The sequence below is a fragment of the Actinokineospora bangkokensis genome, from assembly GCF_001940455.1.
GTDB classification, from domain to species: domain Bacteria; phylum Actinomycetota; class Actinomycetes; order Mycobacteriales; family Pseudonocardiaceae; genus Actinokineospora; species Actinokineospora bangkokensis.
The window spans coordinates 105873-123664 of sequence record NZ_MKQR01000007.1; the positions used below are offsets into that span (position 1 = coordinate 105873).

Genomic DNA, 17792 nt, shown 5'->3' on the forward strand with positions numbered 1-17792 from the left:
GTGGGGGGTCGTGGATGGGGTCGCGGCGGGATGAGTTCTTCCGGCTGAGCAGCCGCTTCCTGGAACGGGAGTTCCGCGACTTGTCCGCGCCCGTCCTCGCGCAGGTGCGCGCGGCCCTGGGCCGCCGCCGCGACGAGCGGGCGATCGCCCTGCGCAAGCGCAAGCGCTCCGCGCGCGCCACCCGGGCCTGGGGCGTCGGCACCGGCCTGGGTGGCGCGGGCGTGGCGGTCCAGGTGGCCGCCGCCGCGCCCGCCCCGACCCTGGTCGGGATGATCGCGCTGACCGCCGCGGCGGGCATCGGCACCGCCGCCGCGGGGGTGAAGTCCTGGCGGTTGCACCGCCAACCGCTGCCCGAGGCCCCGCCGCCGCCGGTGGCGCTGCCCGCCCGCGACTCCGCGGCCCGGGAGCCGGTGCGCAGGCTCACCGACGCCGCCGACACCCTCCGCGAGCTGCTGACCCAGCTCGGCCGCACCGCCGTGGTCCCGCCCGAGGACGTCGAGCACGCCCGCCGCTCCGGCGCCGAGGCCCACCGCGCCCTCGACGGCGTCGCCGCCCAGCTGCAAGCCGTCGAGCGGGCCCGCGACCACGCACCCGCCCGGGACAAGGGGCACCTCACCGAGGGCGTCCGCGCCCTGCGCAGGCAGCTCGACGAAGGCGTCGACGGCTACTGCGGCCTGGTGGCCGCCGCGGGCCGCGCCCTGGCCGAGAGCAGTGTCCACAGCCACCGCCCGGACCGCCACGAGCTCACCGACGCCTCGGACCGGCTCTCCGCGCTCGCCCTCGCCCTGCGCGACCTCGCCCGCTGAAACACGCCCGCTGACACACGCGCGCCGCGCGCCCGTGACGCGGCACGCCGCGCGGTCACGTCCGGTCACCGGACCCGGGCCGCCCGCGCGTTCCCGCAGCCCACGGCTGGGGCATCGGGGTGAACATCACGGTGTCGCATCGACTGGTCGACTACGTGCTGTGGCACCATGCTCGGCAACCGGTCGGGGGCACCGGGGCTGCGGAGGGGCGAGTTGACGGTGTGGTCCGTGCACGGGGACGGCCGTCGACTGCACGACGGCGAGGTCGTCGCGCCCGATGAGCGGCTGAGCTGGCCGTTGACCGCCGGGCTCGGCGTGCAGCACGTGGCCGCCATGTTCTCGGCCACCGTGCTCGTGCCCACCGCCACCGGCTTCCCGGTCACCAGCACCCTGCTGTTCTCCGGCCTGGGCACACTGCTCTTCCTGGTCGTGACCCGCAACCGCGTCCCGGCCTACCTCGGCTCGTCGTTCGCCTTCATCGCCCCGCTGACCGCCGCGAGCGGGGAGACCGCCGCCGCCAAGCTCGGCGGGGTGCTGGTGGCGGGGCTGCTGCTCATCGGCGTGGGCATCGCGGTCAAGGCGCTGGGCGTGCGGCTGCTGGAGTCGGTGATGCCCCCGGTGGTCACCGGCGCGGTCGTGCTGGTCATCGGGCTGGCCCTGGTCGACTCGGCCACCGTCGAGTTCGGCGCGCAGCCGTTGATCGGCGTGGTCACCCTCGCGCTGGTGCTGGGCTGCACCCTCGTCCCGCGCGGGCTGCTGTCGCGGGTGTCGATCCTGGTGGGCATGGTCGCCGGGTGGCTGCTGGCCGCGCTCACCGGCGGCATCGACCCGGTCAAGCTCGACCGGGTCGGCGCGGCGGCCTGGGTCGGGCTGCCGCAGCTGCAGAGCCCGGAGCTGCGCCCGTCGGTGATCCTGCTGGTGATCCCGGTGGTGCTGGTGCTGGTCGCGGAGAACGTCGGCCACGTCAAGGCCGTCGCCGCGGTGACCGGCCGCAACCTCGACGGCAACGTGGGCGACGCGCTCATCGCCAACGGCCTGGCGACCGCGCTGGCCGGGTCGGGCGGCGGCTCGGGCACCACCACCTACGCCGAGAACATCGGCGTCATGGCGATCAGCCGGGTGTACTCCACCGCCACCTACCTCGTCGCCGGGCTGATCGCGGTGCTGCTGTCGCTGAGCCCGAAGTTCGGCGCGGTGATCGACACCGTGCCGCCGGGCGTGCTCGGCGGGGCGTCGCTGCTGCTCTACGGCATGATCGGCCTGGTCGGCGTGCGGATCTGGCAGCGCGACGGGGTGGACTTCACCGACCCGGTGAACCTCGCGGTGGTCGCCGTGGCGGTGGCCGCGGGCGTGGGGGACCTGACGATCACCCTGGGCGGCATGACCATCGGCGGCATCGCCTGGGGCTCCATCGCGGTGGTCGCGGGCCACCCGCTGCTGCGCTGGCTGCGCCGCCTGGGCGGGGGCCGGGTCAGCGGGAGTCGGCCACCCGGTTGACCGCCCGCACCAGCGGCGGGCCGCCGTAGATGAACCCGGTGTAGAGCTGCACGAGGCTCGCGCCCGCGTCGAACATCCGCGCCGCGCTGTCGGCGTCGGTGATCCCGCCGACGCCGATCACGGGCAGCTCGCCCCCGGTCTGCGCGGTCACGAACGACACGACCTGCCGGGCGCGCTCGGCCAGCGGCCTGCCGCTGAGCCCGCCCGCCTCGGCCAGCCCGACCTCCCGGTCGGCGGGGGCCAGCCCGTCGCGGCCCAGGGTGGTGTTGGTGGCGATCAACCCGGCGACGCTGTGGTCGGCGCACACCTGGAGCACGTCGGAGACCGCCGCGTCGGTGAGGTCGGGGGCGATCTTGACCAGCAGCGGGGTCGGCGGCAGCTCGCCCGCCAGCGCCTCGACCTCCCGGCGCAGCTCGCCCACCAGCTCGCCCAGCTGCTCCTTGTCCTGCAACCCGCGCAGGCCCGGGGTGTTGGGGGAGCTGACGTTGATGGCGAAGTAGTCCGCGAAGCGGTGCAGGGCCCGCAGCGAGTACCGGTAGTCCTCGACCGCGTCCTCGACGGGGGTCACCTTGGACTTGCCGATCGAGACGCCCAGCGGCACCCCGGGCGGCCCCTGCCTGGTCAGGGTGGCGGCCAGCGCGTCGGCCCCGGCGTTGTTGAACCCCATCCGGTTGACGATCGCCCCGGACTCGACCAGCCTGCGCAGCCGCGGCTTCGGGTTGCCCGGCTGCGGGTGCCGGGTGACCGTGCCGACCTCGACGAACCCGAAGCCCAGCCCGCGCCACGCCCGCAGCGCCGTGCCGTCCTTGTCCGCCCCGGCGCCGAGCCCCACCGCGCCGGGGAAGCGCACCCCGAACACCGTGCGCGGCGTGCGCGGGCCGAACACCCTGGCCAGCGCGTCCACCGCGGGCGGCACCGCGCCCAGCCGCCCCAGGCCGCGGAGCACCTGCTCGTGGGCCACCTCGGGGTCGCCCCCACCGAGCTTGAACAGGACGCTGCGCGAGAACTGCCGGTACACCACGCGGCCAATCGTGTCACGCGCCGCGCGCGGGGCCAGGATGGACCCGTGACCGACGACCCCGACGAGGTTGACGACCTCTACGCCCTGCCGCGCGAGGAGTTCACCGCCGCCCGCAACCAGCTGGCCAGGGCGGCGCGCAAGGCGGGCGAGAAGGAGCGGGCCGCCGAGGTCGAGAAGCTGGCCAAGCCCACCACCGCGGCGTGGCTGGTCAACCGCCTGGTGCGGCAGCGCCCGGACGCCCTGCGCTCGCTGCTCGACCTGGGGCAGGACCTGCGCGCGGCGCACTCGGCGGGTGCGGGGGAGGACCTGCGGGCGCTGACCCGGCGCCGCACGGAACTGCTGCGCGAGCTGGTCGACGCCGCGGCGGACGGCGAGCAGCTCAGCGAACCGGTGACCCGGGAGCTGGAGGAGATGTTCACCGCGGCGATCACCGACGAGGACGCCGCCGCCCGGCTCGCCGCGGGTCGGGTCACCACGGTGAAGGACCTGCACGTCACGCAGGTGTGGCCGGGGTTGGCGGTCGCACCCGCCACCCGGCCCGCGCAGTCCCGCGCGGACAAGGCCGCGGCGCCGAAGAAGCCGAGGGCCGACGCGGCGCTGGTGAAGCAGGCGCGGGCGGCGGTCAAGGAGGCCGAGTCCACGCGCGCGGACGCCGACCGGGCGGTGACCGACGCGGAGTCCGCGATCGAGGCCGCCGAGCAGCGGGTGCGGGAGCTCAACGCGCTGCTGGACGAGGCGGAAAGCGCGGAACTCGAGTCCCGCCGGGCGTTGCAGGTGGCCCGCCGCGAGGCCAAGGCCGCCGAGCGCGCCGCGGGCCAGGCCTGGCGGCGCCTGCGCCAGGTCGAGGGCACCGACGCGGGGGAGTAGGGCGGGCGGGGGAGTAGGGCAGGCGGGGCATTCGGAAAGCCCCGGAAAAGGGCACAGCCCCTGGGCGACTCCTCCGCGAGGGAGGCCCGTGGCGGACTACCACGGAAGCCCAGGGGCCGGGTGACTGCCTGGTATTCGCCGACCACGCGCCGCGCCTACGGCACCGGGTACCCGGTGTCTGCCGTGGGCGGAGCCGGCGTCCATCGTTGATGGGTGGTCCTTAGCGGACAGCCACCTCACGCGTCCTACCGGAACTCACTGGTGGACCACCTCCTCTCTCGTGTACCTCGAATGTAGGCCGATTCGCGCCGCGTGACAACGCATTAAGACCTCACCCGTACGGCTGCTGCTAAGGTGATCAACCAAGTGCGGAGCGTGTAGGAATTTCACCCACGTGGGGCTTCGCCAGGCGCTCTGGGGGGAACGGGTCGGTGCGGAGCTCGCTCAGCAGGTCAAGCCGCGTGGCCCTCGGCGCCGTCGTCGGCGCCACCGCCGCGGCCCTGTTCTACGAGGGCGTGGCCGCCGACCCGCTCAGCGAGCTGCCCGCCTCCCGCCCGGCCGCCGAGGCCGTCCCCGAGCCCATCCCCGCCACCATCAGCGACGGCCCCACGATCGCCGTCGTCACCGCCGTCTCGCTGGTCAGCACGCCCGCGTCCAGCGCGCCCCCGACCACGACGACCGAGGCGGTGGCGACGACCACCACCACGACCGAGGTCGCGCCGCCGCCCCCGGCGCCGGTGACCACCACGACGACGACCACGGCCCGCCCGGTCCCGACGACGACCACGACCAAGCCGCCGCCCCCGCCGCCCACCACGACCACGACGACGAAGAAGCCGTGCGGGCTGCTGTGGTGCTGAGCGGGTCTCACCCCGAGGAGCGCGGCCCCGCCTGGCACACCGGGCAGAAGTAGGCCACGCGCTCCCGCACGTCCGCCCCCTGCACCCCGGCGACGACCGGTCCGCCGCACCGCAGGCACCCGCTGCGCCGCCGCCCGTACACCCACAGGTCCCGCCCGCGCCGCAGGTCCCCGGTCGTGTTCCGGTCCACCACGAGCTTGTTCTTGTCCAGCAGCTCCCGCGACAGCCGCACCGCCTCCCCGGCGTCCACGGCGGACACCGGCGACCACGGGGTGACCCCGAGGATGTGGCAGACCTCGGCCTTGTAGACGTTGCCCACCCCGGCCATCACCCGCTGGTCGAGCAGGGCCAGCCCCAGCGCCCGGTCGGGCTCGGCCGCCAGCCGCCGGACCGCCTCGGCCTCCAGCTCCGGGCCCCAACCCGGGTCCAGCAGGTCGGGCCCCAGGTGCCCCACGAGCCGGGACTCCTCGTCGGTGGGCACCAGGGCCATCTCGTGCAGGTTGAACCCCACCGCCTGCCGCTCGGCGTTGACCAGCAGGGCGCGGACCTGGTGCGCCGGGCGGCGCCACCGCATCCGCGGGGTGTAGACGTCCCAGGCGCCGTCCATCATGAGGTGGCTGCGCAGGCTGAGGTTGCGGTCGAAGCGGATGAACAGGTGCTTGCCCGCGCTGCGCACGCCCACCACCACCCGGCCCTTGAGGTCCACCGTGGACAGCCGGGGGTGGCGCAGCTCGCCGCGGGTCAGGGGGTGGTCGACCAGCGCCGTCCGCAGGCGGGCGGCGGCGCGGTAGACGGTGTCGCCCTCAGGCACCGGCGGCGTCCGCTGGGTCGGTGGAGCCCGCCTCGTCGTCGTCCGGCCAGGCGATCGCCTGGTGGCGGCCCCGGCCACCGGTGCGCAGGACGCGGGCCAGCAGCAGGTTGAAGGCCAGCGACACCTCGCGCGCGCCCGGGGTGTGCCACTGGTGGATGGGCATGCACGCGCCCTGCGCCTGCTGCACCGCGAGCCGGTCCGGCAGGGCGACCGGCATCACCAGCGACCCGAAGTTCTCCCGCAGCTCCGCGATCCGGAACTGGTGCTCGTAGGAGTGCGTGCGCACCTTGTTCACCACCACCCCGAGCGGCACCAGGTTCGGGTTGTGCTCCTCGCGGGTCTGCTCGACGGCCTCGAACGCCCGCTGCGCGCCGGAGACCGCGTACAGGGTGGGCTCGGTCACCAGCAGCGCGCCCTGCGCGGCCACCAGCGCCGAGCGGGTCAACCGGCCCAGCGACGGCGGGCAGTCCATGAGCACCAGCTGGTAGGGCAGCTCGCCCTCGGCCAGCAGGTTCTCCAGCTCGGCCAGGGCGCGGCCCAGCTTCTCCAGCCTGCGCTGCCCGGGGTCGGGGTCGTTGAGCGCCTCCAGCTCCTCCGAGCCCACCATCACGTCGACCTCGTCGCTCCAGGCCGACGGGGCGATGGCGGCGCGCAGCACCGCCGGGCGCGGGGTCTCCAGCACGTCGGCGAGGGTGGCCTCGGTCTCGGCGGGGTCGAGCGTGGCGGTCGCGTTGCACTGCGGGTCCAGGTCGACGACCAGGGTGCGCGCGCCCCGGCGGAGCGCGGCCGAGGCCAGGCCGAGCACCACCGTGGTCTTGCCGACGCCACCCTTGAGGCTGAGCACTGCCACCGTTCGCACGCCCTAGACCTTAGAGTCTCTAGAGTTCGTGTCCATGCGACCGGATGCTGTTCGCCAGGTGCTCGACGCCGAGCTGTCCGCCGCCCGCGCGCGCCGGGGCGGCGCGCCGCTGGTGCTCGACGTCGGCGCGGGCAGCGGTGTGCTCGCGGTCTCCCTGGCCGCCGACGGGTGCGCGGTCACCGTCGTCGAGCCCAGCCCGAACGCGCTGGCCACGCTGCACCGGCGGGCCGCGGAGGCGGGCGTGGCCGACCGCATCACCGCCGTGCAGGCCGACAGCGACACCGTCGCCGACCACGTGCCCGGCGGGGGCGCCGACCTGGTGCTGGCGCACGGCCTGCTGGAGGTCGTCGACGACCCCGCCGCCACCGCGGCCGCCCTGGCCGGGGCGGTGGCCCCCGGCGGCGCGCTGTCGGTGGTGGTCGCCAACCGGTTCGCCGCCATCGTCCAGCGGGCCATGTCGGGCAAGGTCACCGCCGCTAGGGCGCTGCTGGACGACCCAGCCAGCCCGGGGGAGACCCTGCTGCGCCTGTTCGACGTCGACGGGCTCGGCGCGCTGCTCACCGGCGCGGGCCTGGAGGTCGAGCTGGTGCAGGGCCAGGGCGTGCTGTCGGACCTGGTCACCGGCGCGGTGCAGGAGGCGAACCGGGCGGGGCTGGCCGAGCTGGAGCTGGCCGCGGCCCGCGTGCCCCCGCTGCGCGACATCGCCACCCGGCTGCACGCCATCGCCCGGCGCTGACTGTCGGTCCGCTGTGGTTCCCTGTGGGGTGTGGGGCGCAGCGCTGACCTGCCCAGGGGGCTGGTCGAGAAGTACCGGGCCGGGCCGGGCGGGTGGCCGGACGACACCGGCTGCCCGATGCTGCACGTCGACATGGACGCCTTCTACGCGTCGGTGGAGATCCGCGAGCGGCCCGAGCTGGCGGACCGGCCGGTGGTGGTCGGCGGGGTCGGGGTGCGCGGGGTGGTGTCCTCGGCCAACTACATCGCCCGCGAGTACGGCGTGCGCTCGGCGATGCCCACCGGCCAGGCGCGCAGGCTCTGCCCCACCGCGGTGTTCCTCCCGCCCACCTTCCCGCTCTACCAGGAGGTGTCCGCCGGGGTCCTGGCGATCTTCCGGGAGATCACCCCGCTGGTCGAGCCGCTGAGCCTGGACGAGGCGTTCCTCGACGTCTCCGGCGCGCTGCGCAGGCTGCGCACCACCCCGGCGGGCATCGGCGCGCTGGTCCGCCGCCGGGTGCGCGCCGAGCACGGCATCGTGTGCTCGGTGGGCGTGGGGCCGACGAAGTTCGTCGCCAAGCTCGCCTCCGGGCTGGCCAAGCCGGACGGGATGCTCGTGGTGCCCCGGTCCGAGGTGCTGGCGTTCCTGCACCCGCTGCCGGTCTCGGCGCTGTGGGGGGTGGGGAAGAAGACCGCGGAGAAGCTGCGCGACGTCGGCCTGGAGCGGGTCAGCGACGTCGCCGCCACCCCGCTGCCCCGGCTGCGGCGCATGGTCGGCGTCGCCATGGCCGACCACCTGCACGCGCTCTCGCACGGCCACGACGACCGGGCCGTGGTGCCCGAGAGCGCGGAGAAGTCGATCGGCGCCGAGGAGACCTTCGAGACCGACCACTTCGACCGCGAGCTGCTGCGCCGCGAGCTGCTGCGGCTCGCGGAGCGGACGGCGGCGTCGCTGCGCGCCCGCGGCCTGCGCGGGCGCACGGTGGCGATCAAGGTCCGGTACAGCGACTTCACCACCATCTCCCGCAGCCGCACGCTGCCGGTGGCCACCGACGTCACCCAGGAGATCTTCCGCACCGCCGCGCAGCTGCTCGCCGAGCAGGCCCCGCCCGGCGCCGTGCGGCTGATCGGGGTGCGGGTCGAGCAGCTCGGCGCGGACGGCACCGAGCAGCTGGCCCTCGACGCCCCGGAGCAGGGGTGGCGCGAGGCCGACCAGGCCGCCGACAAGGCCAGGCTCAAGTTCGGCAGCGCCGCCATCCGCCCCGCCGCGCTGCTGGGCAAGGCGCCGGACCGCTCGGGCGCCACCGAACCGCGGCCCCCGCGCGGGTAGCGGTCGACCGGCCGCCACCCGCGCGGGGTGTTCCCGGGCCGCCCACCAGGCATGATCGCCCCGCCGCGAGAAGTTCCGCCGGACCTGGTTTGCCGCCCCACCCGTTCGGGTAATAGGTCTCGGGCCTTGTCCCCCACGAGCCAACCGCTGTGGGGCGGGGTGGTGAAGGCACCGCGAGCGGTGTGCGTCCCGCCCCGTCCCACCACTTCGCCCGTGGCGGTACGGTCCGCGGGGACAACGGCGGCAGGAGGTAGGAGTGTCTGAGGTCGAAACCAGCCCGGTCGTCCGCACGCACGGGGTGCGGACCGTCGAGGTGAAGGTCTTCGCCGACGCCGAGCAGGTTCCCCTGGTGCGGTCGTTCGCCGCCGACGTGGCGATGCGCATGGACTTCGACCTCGACGCGATCGAGGACCTGCGGATGGCCGTCGACGAGGCCTGCTCGCTGCTCGTGCGCGCGGCCGCCCCCGGGGTCACCCTGGCGTGCGCGTTCGAGCCCGGCGACCAGCGGTTGGGCGTGCGCGCCAGCGTGGAGTCCGCCTCCGACGAGCCGCCCTCGGCCGACGCGATGGGCTGGCAGATCCTCACCGCGCTGGCCGCCGACGTCGACGAGCGGGTCGAGAGCACCGGGGCGGGCCACCGGCTCACCGTCGAGCTGACCTGCGGGCCGGACCGGAACGGCTCGCCGTGACCGGCCGCGGTGGTGAGGAGCGGCTCACCAAGGAGGAGCGCGACGCCCGGGACGCGGCGCGCTTCCGGGAGCTGGCCGGGCTGGCGACCACCGACCCCCGGCACGCCGCGCTGCGCGGCGAGCTGGTGGCCGACCACATGGACCTGGCGCGCAACCTCGCCCGCAAGTTCGACCGGCGCGGCGACCAGCTCGAGGACCTGGTGCAGGTGGCCACCATCGGCCTGATCAAGGCGGTGGACCGGTTCGAGGCCGAGCGCGGCAACTTCTACGCCTTCGCCATCCCGACGATCATGGGTGAGCTGCGCAGGCACTTCCGGGACACCGGGTGGGCGGTGCGGGTGCCGCGCCAGCTCAAGGAGCTGCACGTCACCGTCGCCGCGGGCCGCAACGAGCTGAGCCAGCGGCTGGGCCGCTCGCCCAAGCCCAGCGAGCTGGCCGAGCACCTGGGCCTGTCGCTGGAGCAGGTCTACGAGGCGCTGGTGGCCAGCGCGGGCAAGCAGGGCACCTCGCTCGACGCCCGGCTGGCCGAGCCCTCCGGGGACCGGTTCGGCTACGAGGACGAGCGGCTGGCGGAGGTGGACAACCGGCGCGCCCTCGGCCCGCTGCTGGCCGAGCTGCCCGAGCGCGAGCAGAAGATCATCGTGCTGCGGTTCTTCCGCGGCCTGAGCCAGGCCGACATCGCCCGCCGCGTCGGGGTCTCGCAGATGCAGGTCTCCCGGCTGCTGGCCAAGACGCTGGAGCGGCTGCGCGCCGCCCTCGGCGAGGACACCCTGGCGGGCTGAGCCGGTGACCGCGAGACAGCCGGGGACGTCCGCGGCCCTGGCCCCGCGCGAGCGGGACCAGGGCCGGGCGGTGCCCACGCCGCCGGGGCGCGGCCCCGTGGCGCCGGGCGGCGGGGCACCCGCCGTGCGGTCGGTCCTAGGAGACCACGCGCAGCGCCCGGCGGCGCTGGGCGATCAGGGTGCGGCGCTCGCCCTCGCCCATGGCGCCCCAGATGCCGTAGGGCTCCTGCACCGCCAGCGCGTGCTCGCGGCACTGCGCCAGCACCGGGCAGGCCCGGCAGATCTGCTTGGCGCGCTCCTCGCGGGCGTGCCTGGCCGGACCGCGCTCGGCGTCCGGGTGGAAGAACACGGTGCTGTCCACGCCCCGGCAGGACCCCTCGAGCTGCCACGCCCACTCGTCGGACACCGGCTTGGGCAGTCGGGTGATCTCGGCCATCGGGGCTCCCTCCTCATGTCCCCGCACCGCACCGCGGGGAGCGCGATCACGACTTACCCCGGCCCCCGAAGGGCGAAACCGGTCCGGTTGCGGCAGGATCCGGCGTCCGCCCGGAGGGTGGTCGGGGTCGGGCAGCACTACTGTCAGCAGCGAGCGGGCGGCGACCCGCAGGCACACGGAAGGATCGACGTGGAGATCAACAGCGAGGGCACCGACCCGGTCGTGGTGGCCGTCACCGGCGAGGTCGACCTGGCCACGGCGCCGCAGCTGGAGCAGGAGCTGGCCGACGCGCTGGCCACCCCCGGCGCCACCGGCGTGCGGGTGGACCTGTCCGGCGTGGAGTTCATGGACTCCGCCGGGCTGCGCGTCCTGGTCGCCGCGCTCAAGAGCGCCGAGGACGCGGGCCTCACCCTGACCCTGGCCGCCCCGCACGAGCGGGTGCGGCGGATCATCGAGATCACCGGTCTGTCCGAGGTGTTCGGCCTCGCGGGCAAGGCCTGAGGCCCCCGGTGCCCGCCCGGGCGGTTCACCCCGCCCGCGCGGGGGTACACCACAGCGCGTGGACATGGGGCACGCCCGGCGGACGCCGGTTCTCGACAGGCAGGCGCTCACCCGCGAGCGCGTCGTGTGGTCCGGTCGCACCCGGCGCCCCGCGGCGCCGGGGTGGCAGGACCGGAGGGCGGTGGGTGCGGCGGTGAACGCGGTGGCGCCCGAGGGCGGTCGGGTCCGGCGGCTGGCGACGAGGTTGCCCGCCGCGGAGTCCTCCGTCGCCGAGGCCAGGGACTTCGTGGCGGCCGCCCTCGCCTCCTGGTCGGTGGCCAGGGGCCCGGCGGGCGACATCGTGCTCGCCGTCTCCGAGCTGGTCACCAACGCCGTCGAGCACGGCTGCGGCGAGGTGGACGTGCAGGTCACCCAGGTCGGCGACCGGGTCAGGCTGCGGGTGGGCGACCGGTCCGCCGGGGTGCCGGTGCGCCGCTCGCCATCACTGCTGTCCGAGCGCAGCCGCGGGCTGGTCATCGTCGAGGCGCTGAGCACCGGGTGGGGCTACGAGGGCCTCGACGGCGGGCCGGGCACCGAGGGCGGCAAGTGGGTGTGGGCGGAGTTCGCCGTGCCCGCGCCCGTCGCCCCCGCCCAGGTCGCCGACGACCACGCCACCGCCTGACCCGCGCGACGCCCGCCCCCGCGCCCGGGTAGCAGTACGCTGGTACCACCTCCTGGCTTCGGAGGCGGAAGGCGTGGCGCGATGACCCCCGGGACCACGGGTCCCGCCCTCGGCGGACCTGTCCCCCTGCTCGGCGCGACCGGCGCCGGGGACGACACCCCCCACCACCGGCTCGGTGAGGCCCAGCGGCGCGCCGAGTTCGCGGGCGAGGTGTCCACCGCCCTCGCGGGTTCGCTCAACGTCCGCCGCACCGTGCTGCGGCTGCTCGACCTCATCCGGCCCGCGCTCGCGGACTGGGCGCTCATCGTCATGCCGGACGCCAAGCTCGGCCGCCTCGTGCTGCACGGCGGCGCCGACCCCCGGACCTCCCGCACCACCGCCCGCAACCCCGCCGAGGAGCTGGGCGTGGGCCGCATCCTGCGCTCGGGGCGCACCGAACTGCTGCACGTCGCCGTCGACGACGACACCGTCGACGGCCTGGACAGCCTCATCCCCGACGACGACCTGCGCGCCGAGGCCACCGACCTGCGCCCCGCCGACGTGCTCGGCGTCGCCCTCACCGCCCGCGGCAGCCACCTCGGCGTGCTCGTCCTCGTGCGCGGCGCGGGCCGCGGCTTCCCCGTCGAGGACGTGGCGCTGGCCGAGCAGGTCGCCTCCCGCGCCGCGGTCGCCCTGGACTCCGCCCGCCTCTACGAGGACCGCTCGCGGGTCGCCTCGGTTCTCCAGGCGGGCCTGCGCCCGCCCGCGCTGCCCAGCGTCCCCGGGCTGCGGCTGGCGGCCCGGTTCCGCGCCGCCGCCGAGCACGTCGACATCGGCGGCGACTTCTACGACGCGCACGGCTCCGGCGACGACTGGCTGCTCGCGCTGGGCGACGTCTGCGGCAAGGGGGTGGAGGCCGCGGTGCTCAACGGCCGCGCCCGGCAGAGCATCCGCACCGCCGTGCACTTCGACCGCTCGCCCGCGGCCGTGCTCGGCGCGCTCAACAGCGCCCTGTACGAGGAGGACTCCGACCGGTTCGTCACCGCCGTCTGCACCAGGGTGCGCCCCGGCCCGGACGGCGCGGACCTCACCGTGTCGGTCGCGGGGCACCCGGCGCCGCTGCTGCTGCGCGCCGACGGCACCCTGCGCGAGCTGGAGGTGGCGGGCATCGTGGCGGGTGTGCTGCCCTCCGCCGCCTTCACCGAGGTCCACGCCCGGCTCGACCCCGGCGACACGCTGCTGATGTTCACCGACGGCACCTACGAGGCCCGCGGCCAGCACGGCGTCTACGGCATGGACCGGCTGAGGGCCCTGCTGCCGGTGTACGCCGGGGCCGGGCCCGAGGCGGTGTGCGAGGCCGTGGAGCAGGACGTGGTCGAGTTCCTCGGTGGCCGCCCGCATGACGACATGGCCCTGTTCGCCGTGTCGAGCGCGCCGTGACCGCCACCGGGGCCGACGCGCCCCCCGACGCCTTCGCCGCCGCGCTGGTCGCCGCCGACCTCGACGCCGCCACCGCCGCGGTGACCGCCCTGCTCGACGCGGGCACCGACCCGCTGGCGGTGCTGGTCGACGTGATCGGCCCGGCGCAGCGGCGCGCGGGCGACCGATGGCAGCGCGGGGAGTGGTCGGTCGCCCAGGAGCACGCCGCCACCGCCGTCGCCGTCGCGGCCACCGAGGTCGTCGCCCGGCGGGTCGCGCGGACCCCCGCCACCCGGGGCCGGGTGGTGGTCGCCTGCGCCGAGCGCGAGTGGCACGCGCTGGCCGCCTCCCTGGTCGGCTGCGCGCTGCGCACCGCGGGCTGGGAGGTCACCCAGCTCGGCGCCAGCACGTCCCCGCTGCGGCTGAGCCAGTACCTGCACGACCTGGGCCCGGACGCCACGGCGGTGAGCGCGTCGGTGCTGGGCGCGCTGCCCAACACCCGCCGGTTCATCGAGGCCTCGACCACCGCGGGCATCCCGGTCGTGGTGGGCGGGCCCGCCTTCGGCCCGGACGCCACCCGCGCGCTGGCCCTCGGCGCGACCGCCTGGGCCCCGGACGCCCGGACCGCCATCGATGTCGTGGCCGGGCTGCCGCTGGTGGTGCCCGCCGCGCCCCCGCTGCCCGCCGACGCCGTGGCCGAGCAGGCGGCGCTGGAGCTGTCCCACCAGCGGCTCGTGGTCGACCTCGCGGCCCGCTGGATGCCCGGGGCGGCGGTCACCGGCACCCCGCCGCTGCACGGCATCGCCGCGGTCGTCGGCGACGTGGTCGCGCAGGCCCTGCACGCGGTCTCGGCCGCGCTGCTCACCGGCGACCCGCGCCCGCTGCCCGCGATCCGCGGCTGGGCCCGGGAGCTGCTGGTCGCCCGCGGCGCCGACCCCGAGCTGGCCACCGCCCTGGGCGTCGAACTGGCCGCGGTGCTGCGCGAACACCCCCTCGCCCTGGACCTCGTCGAGCGCCACTGGTGCGGCGCGCCCCTCACGTCTGGACCGCAGCCCTCATGAGCGACTTCCACCACACCACCGACACCAGCGGGGGCCGGGTCCTGGTCACCGCCGGGGGCGAGCTGGACATGCACACCTCGGTGGCGTTCCGCCAGGTGCTGCTCGACCTGCTCGACAAGGGCACCGAGGTCGTGGTGGACCTCGGCGGCCTCACCTTCATCGACTCCAGCGGGCTGAGCGCGTTCATCGCCGCGCACAAGCGCGCCGCGACCCTCGACGGCGCCGCGCTGGTGCTCGACCAGGTGCCGCCGTTCCTCGACCGCATCCTCGCGGTCACCGGCCTGGCCTCGGTGCTCCCGGTCCGGGGCTGAGCCCAGGCCCTTCGCCCGTCGTGCCGCGGCTCAGGCCTGCGGGCCGTGCCAGTCCAGGCAGACCACCACGGCGTCGTCGTCCAGCTCGCGGTTGTCGCGCAGCACGGCCAGCTCCGAGAGCACCGCGCGCACCGCCTGCGCGGGCGGCAACCCGCGGGTGGTGCGGGCGGTGCGGGGCAGCGCCACCTCGGAGTACCGCCGCTCCCCGTCGGAGGAGTCGAACACCCCGTCGCTGATCGCCAGCAGCCGGTCGCCGGGCCGCAGCGAGTCCGCCTGCACCCGGTACCGGGTCTCCTCCAGCGACCCCAGCGGCACCTGCTGCTCCACCTCGACGCGGGTGCACGCGCCCTCCCGCACCCGCCACAGCTGCGGGGACCCGCAGTCGACCACCGCCAGCGCCCCGGTGCGCAGGTCGACGGTCAGCAGCAGGCCCGCGACGAACCGCTCCCCGCCGAACTGCCCCCACACCGCCTGGTCGGCCAGCGCGGCCGCCTCCGCGATGCCGTGCCCGGAGCGGCGGGCGTTGCGCATCGCGGTGATGGCGATGGTGGTCAGCAGGGCCGCCTCCAGCCCTTCGCCCATGCCGTTGGTGAGGGTCAGGGTGAGCGAGCCGGGGTCCACGCTCCAGTCGAAGTTGTCCCCGCGCACCCCGTAGGCGGGTTCGAGCTGCCCCGCGAGGGTGAACTCCGGGCAGGCCAACCCGCGCCCGGGCAGCAGCTCCCACTGCATCTCGGCGGCCACGGTCATCCGCCGGTCGCGCCGCGCCCTGGCCAGCTCGTCGGTGCCCACCTCGGCCACCCGCAGCGCGTCGGCCACCGCGTCGGCCACCTCGGCCAGCTCCGCCAACCGCTCGATGCCCACCGGCTCGCCCGGCGTCCCCGACAGCACCCCCAGGCAGTCCCCCCGGCACAGCAGCGGCAGGTGCACACCCCCGTCCCCGTCGACCACGGCCCGCTGCTCGCGGAACGCCGCCCCGGGCGTGGAGGTGCTGGTCGGCACCACGTCCTCCGGGTCGGTGATCGACACCAACCGGGCGGCGGCGTAGTCCACCAACCGCACCCGCGGGTCGCCCAACCCGGTGTGCTCGGCGAGCAGCGGCCCCAATCGCCCGGCGAAGGCGTGCAGGGGCAGTGCTCTCAGGGTGGTCTCCAGCGCGCGCAGGGCTTCGGCGGCGGTGGTCACGGGCTCCTCCGGGGGAACAGGCAGGCGTGGCCGCCGGTGTGCGAGAGTTGAAGTATGGCTGCGCCGCTGGGCCCCGTGCCCCCGGGGCCGGATCGGGACGACCCCGCCGACCACACCCGGCTGGAGGCCGACGCCTCCGCCCTGACCCTCGTCCTGGCCAAGGCCACCGCCTCGGTCTACCCCAAGGTCCCCGCCGCCCAGCTCCGCGCCCTGCAGTTCATCGGCGACCACGAACCGGTCAACCTCACCCGCCTCACCGAGGAGCTGGGCACCATCCCCTCCTCCGCCAGCCGCATCTGCGACCGCCTCCAGGCCTCCGGCCTCCTCGACCGCCGCCCCGCCACCACCGACCGCCGAGAGGTCGAACTCCTCCTCACCAGCGACGGCCGCAGCCTCCTGCACCGCCTCAAGGAAGCCCGCCGCGAGGGCCTCGCCCACATCCTCGACGCGATGCCCGCCCCCGCCCGCACCGCCCTCCTCCACGGCCTCTCCGAGTTCGCCGCCATAGCCACCCCAACCCCCCAGCCCCACCCCCACCGCGACACAGCCTGACCTCACCCCCTCCCGCCCCCGGCAACCCCAAAGCCCCACCACCCTCCGCCACCCCCATGCCCCGTGGCAAAGCCCATCCCTAAAGCCGTCGTTTGGCCAGCCCCACCCCCACCCCGCAAACCATGGTGCCCAGCCCCACCACCAGCTCGGCACCCCCAACACCGCTCAGCTGAGCAAGAAGGCATGGGCTTTGCTCAGACCCCCGGCCTGACCCAGTCCCGGCCGCTCGTAGCTCGGGAGGTGGCGTGTCAAGGGTGGGCGAAGCCCATCGCGAAGCGACGCCGAAGGCGCCCTTGACTCGCCACCTCCCGAGTTACACACTCGCGGCCCCCGAGGACAGGCCCCCACTAAGCCACGCGAACAGGCACCACTGCGCCCCGCGGACCCCCAAGCACCACCCAACGCTCACCCCCGCCGAGCCACCCCGGCCAGCAACGCGTCCGCCGACCGCGTGTTGATCACCCGGTCCGCCTCGATCCCGCACTCCTCCGCCCGTTCACACCCGTACGGCAGCCAGTCCAACTGCCCCGGCGCGTGCGCGTCCGAGTCGATCGCGAACTCGCACCCCAGGTCCCGCGCCACCCCCAGCAGCCGCCGCGGCGGGTCCAACCGCTCCGGCCGCGAGTTGATCTCCACGGCCACCCCGAACTCCGCGCACGCGGCGAACACCGCCTCCGCGTCGAACTCCGACTCCGGCCGCGGCTTGCCGGTCACCAGCCGCCCGGTGCAGTGGCCGAGCACGTCCACGTGCGGGTTCGCCACCGCCGTCAGCATCCGCTCGGTCATCTCGGGCCCGGGCATCCGCAGCTTGGAGTGCACCGAGGCGACCACCAGGTCGACCCGCGACAGCAGGTCGTCGGTCTGGTCGAGGGAGCCGTCGAGCAGGATGTCGACCTCGATGCCGGTGAGCAGCAGGAACGGCGCCAGCTCCAGGTTCAGCTCGGCCACCTCCACCAGCTGCCGCTCCAGCCGCTCGGCGGACAGCCCGTTGGCCACCCGCAGCCTGGGGGAGTGGTCGGTCAGCACCATCCACTCGTGGCCGAGGGCGATGGCGGCCTCGGCCATCTCCCGGATCGGGCTGCCGCCGTCGGACCAGTCGGAGTGGGTGTGGCAGTCGCCGCGCAGCCGGGCCCGCAGCTGCGCGCCGCCGGCGACGGGTTTGCCCGCGGCCGCCTCCAGCCGCGTCAGGTACTCCGGCTCGCCGCCCGCCAGGCACTCGGCGATCACGGTGGCGATCGAGTCGCCCACGCCGGGCAGCTTGCGCAGCGTGCCGGTGCGGTAGCGCAGGTCCAGCTCGCCCTCGGGCAGGTTCGCGAGGGTCGACGCCGCCCGCCGGAAGGCCCGCACCTTCTGGGTGTGCTCGCCCGCCCGTTCGAGGAACAGGGCGATCTGCTTCATCGCGGCCACCGGATCCATGCCGACAGGAAACAGGACACACCCGTGTGATGCATGCCG

At 75.6% G+C, this 17792-nt stretch carries 20 protein-coding genes; 14 read left to right on the forward strand and 6 right to left on the reverse strand.

Annotation, left to right across the window (positions count from 1 at the left end; all coding sequences use genetic code 11):
- Nucleotides 1-14 precede the first annotated feature (14 nt).
- Both pspM and BJP25_RS04780 read left to right on the forward strand, forming a co-directional pair.
- Nucleotides 15-806, forward strand: coding sequence for a phage shock envelope stress response protein PspM (gene pspM / locus BJP25_RS04775; RefSeq protein ID WP_075973550.1), 792 nt, complete (start codon nt 15-17; stop codon nt 804-806).
- Between the two features lie 228 nt (nt 807-1034).
- Nucleotides 1035-2303, forward strand: a complete 1269-nt coding sequence (locus BJP25_RS04780; RefSeq protein WP_332888624.1) for a uracil-xanthine permease family protein — start codon at nt 1035-1037, stop codon at nt 2301-2303.
- On the opposite strand, the gene BJP25_RS04785 is transcribed toward BJP25_RS04780, so the two are convergent.
- On the reverse strand, nt 2278-3324 hold the full coding sequence (locus BJP25_RS04785) for a quinone-dependent dihydroorotate dehydrogenase (RefSeq protein WP_075973552.1): 1047 nt from the start codon (nt 3322-3324) through the stop codon (nt 2278-2280). The genes BJP25_RS04780 and BJP25_RS04785 overlap by 26 nt on opposite strands.
- A 45-nt stretch (nt 3325-3369) precedes the next feature.
- Between BJP25_RS04785 and BJP25_RS04790 the strand changes: the two genes are divergently transcribed.
- Complete coding sequence (locus tag BJP25_RS04790; RefSeq protein WP_075973553.1) at nt 3370-4191, forward strand: hypothetical protein; 822 nt, start codon at nt 3370-3372, stop codon at nt 4189-4191.
- 461 nt (nt 4192-4652) lie between these two features.
- Nucleotides 4653-5051, forward strand: coding sequence for a hypothetical protein (locus tag BJP25_RS04795; RefSeq protein ID WP_075973554.1), 399 nt, complete (start codon nt 4653-4655; stop codon nt 5049-5051).
- A gap of 7 nt (nt 5052-5058) precedes the next feature.
- Here BJP25_RS04795 and BJP25_RS04800 read toward each other — a convergent pair whose 3' ends face one another.
- On the reverse strand, nt 5059-5862 hold the full coding sequence (locus tag BJP25_RS04800; protein WP_075973555.1) for a DNA-formamidopyrimidine glycosylase family protein: 804 nt from the start codon (nt 5860-5862) through the stop codon (nt 5059-5061).
- Nucleotides 5855-6721, reverse strand: coding sequence for a ParA family protein (locus BJP25_RS04805; protein ID WP_075973556.1), 867 nt, complete (start codon nt 6719-6721; stop codon nt 5855-5857). Before BJP25_RS04805 ends, BJP25_RS04800 begins: the two co-directional genes overlap by 8 nt.
- Nucleotides 6722-6755: 34 nt before the next feature.
- Between BJP25_RS04805 and BJP25_RS04810 the strand changes: the two genes are divergently transcribed.
- The 4 genes from BJP25_RS04810 (at nt 6756) to BJP25_RS04825 (ending at nt 10235) form a co-directional block, all read left to right on the forward strand.
- The gene (locus BJP25_RS04810; RefSeq protein WP_075973557.1) at nt 6756-7457 is read left to right on the forward strand and encodes a class I SAM-dependent methyltransferase; all 702 of its coding nucleotides are present in this window, start codon (nt 6756-6758) and stop codon (nt 7455-7457) included.
- 30 nt (nt 7458-7487) lie between these two features.
- The gene (locus BJP25_RS04815) at nt 7488-8765 is read left to right on the forward strand and encodes a DNA polymerase IV (RefSeq protein WP_075973558.1); all 1278 of its coding nucleotides are present in this window, start codon (nt 7488-7490) and stop codon (nt 8763-8765) included.
- Between the two features lie 256 nt (nt 8766-9021).
- Entirely contained in the window at nt 9022-9453 is a 432-nt protein-coding gene (locus tag BJP25_RS04820) for an ATP-binding protein (protein ID WP_075973559.1), read from the forward strand.
- A complete protein-coding gene (locus tag BJP25_RS04825; protein WP_075973560.1) occupies nt 9450-10235 on the forward strand; it encodes a SigB/SigF/SigG family RNA polymerase sigma factor in 786 nt (261 codons plus the stop codon). The genes BJP25_RS04820 and BJP25_RS04825 overlap by 4 nt, the downstream gene beginning before the upstream one ends.
- A gap of 136 nt (nt 10236-10371) precedes the next feature.
- Here the strand turns inward: BJP25_RS04825 and BJP25_RS04830 are convergent, their stop codons facing one another.
- Entirely contained in the window at nt 10372-10671 is a 300-nt protein-coding gene (locus BJP25_RS04830) for a WhiB family transcriptional regulator (RefSeq protein WP_075973561.1), read from the reverse strand.
- A 189-nt stretch (nt 10672-10860) separates the two neighbouring features.
- Between BJP25_RS04830 and BJP25_RS34505 the strand changes: the two genes are divergently transcribed.
- The 5 genes from BJP25_RS34505 to BJP25_RS04855 all read left to right on the forward strand — a co-directional run bounded on the left by BJP25_RS34505 (nt 10861) and on the right by BJP25_RS04855 (nt 14603).
- A complete protein-coding gene (locus tag BJP25_RS34505; protein WP_198943345.1) occupies nt 10861-11172 on the forward strand; it encodes an STAS domain-containing protein in 312 nt (103 codons plus the stop codon).
- Between the two features lie 64 nt (nt 11173-11236).
- Entirely contained in the window at nt 11237-11833 is a 597-nt protein-coding gene (locus BJP25_RS04840; protein WP_084793757.1) for an ATP-binding protein, read from the forward strand.
- A gap of 81 nt (nt 11834-11914) precedes the next feature.
- Nucleotides 11915-13252, forward strand: coding sequence for a PP2C family protein-serine/threonine phosphatase (locus BJP25_RS04845; RefSeq protein ID WP_084793688.1), 1338 nt, complete (start codon nt 11915-11917; stop codon nt 13250-13252).
- The gene (locus BJP25_RS04850) at nt 13249-14292 is read left to right on the forward strand and encodes a cobalamin B12-binding domain-containing protein (RefSeq protein ID WP_075973562.1); all 1044 of its coding nucleotides are present in this window, start codon (nt 13249-13251) and stop codon (nt 14290-14292) included. The genes BJP25_RS04845 and BJP25_RS04850 overlap by 4 nt, the downstream gene beginning before the upstream one ends.
- Complete coding sequence (locus BJP25_RS04855; RefSeq protein WP_075973563.1) at nt 14289-14603, forward strand: STAS domain-containing protein; 315 nt, start codon at nt 14289-14291, stop codon at nt 14601-14603. The genes BJP25_RS04850 and BJP25_RS04855 overlap by 4 nt, the downstream gene beginning before the upstream one ends.
- 30 nt (nt 14604-14633) lie before the next feature.
- Here the strand turns inward: BJP25_RS04855 and BJP25_RS04860 are convergent, their stop codons facing one another.
- Complete coding sequence (locus BJP25_RS04860; RefSeq protein ID WP_075973564.1) at nt 14634-15785, reverse strand: PP2C family protein-serine/threonine phosphatase; 1152 nt, start codon at nt 15783-15785, stop codon at nt 14634-14636.
- A 54-nt stretch (nt 15786-15839) separates the two neighbouring features.
- Here BJP25_RS04860 and BJP25_RS36080 point away from each other — a divergent pair, with 54 nt between their 5' ends.
- Nucleotides 15840-16337 (forward strand): MarR family winged helix-turn-helix transcriptional regulator, encoded by a 498-nt coding sequence (locus BJP25_RS36080; protein ID WP_075973565.1) that lies wholly within the window; start codon nt 15840-15842, stop codon nt 16335-16337.
- Between the two features lie 405 nt (nt 16338-16742).
- Here the strand turns inward: BJP25_RS36080 and BJP25_RS04870 are convergent, their stop codons facing one another.
- Nucleotides 16743-17753 (reverse strand): PHP domain-containing protein, encoded by a 1011-nt coding sequence (locus BJP25_RS04870; protein WP_075973566.1) that lies wholly within the window; start codon nt 17751-17753, stop codon nt 16743-16745.
- Between the last annotated feature and the right edge of the window lie 39 nt (nt 17754-17792).

Excerpts from the sequence above, each read along its gene's own strand:
- pspM (WP_075973550.1), top strand. The coding sequence starts at position 15 with ATGGGGTCGCGGCGGGATGAGTTCTTCCGGCTGAGCAGCCGCTTCCTG.
- BJP25_RS04810 (WP_075973557.1), top strand. The coding sequence starts at position 6,756 with ATGCGACCGGATGCTGTTCGCCAGGTGCTCGACGCCGAGCTGTCCGCC.
- BJP25_RS04830 (WP_075973561.1), bottom strand. The coding sequence starts at position 10,671 with ATGGCCGAGATCACCCGACTGCCCAAGCCGGTGTCCGACGAGTGGGCG.
- BJP25_RS04840 (WP_084793757.1), top strand. The coding sequence starts at position 11,237 with ATGGGGCACGCCCGGCGGACGCCGGTTCTCGACAGGCAGGCGCTCACC.
- BJP25_RS04845 (WP_084793688.1), top strand. The coding sequence starts at position 11,915 with ATGACCCCCGGGACCACGGGTCCCGCCCTCGGCGGACCTGTCCCCCTG.
- BJP25_RS04855 (WP_075973563.1), top strand. The coding sequence starts at position 14,289 with ATGAGCGACTTCCACCACACCACCGACACCAGCGGGGGCCGGGTCCTG.
- BJP25_RS36080 (WP_075973565.1), top strand. The coding sequence starts at position 15,840 with ATGGCTGCGCCGCTGGGCCCCGTGCCCCCGGGGCCGGATCGGGACGAC.
- BJP25_RS04870 (WP_075973566.1), bottom strand. The coding sequence starts at position 17,753 with ATGGATCCGGTGGCCGCGATGAAGCAGATCGCCCTGTTCCTCGAACGG.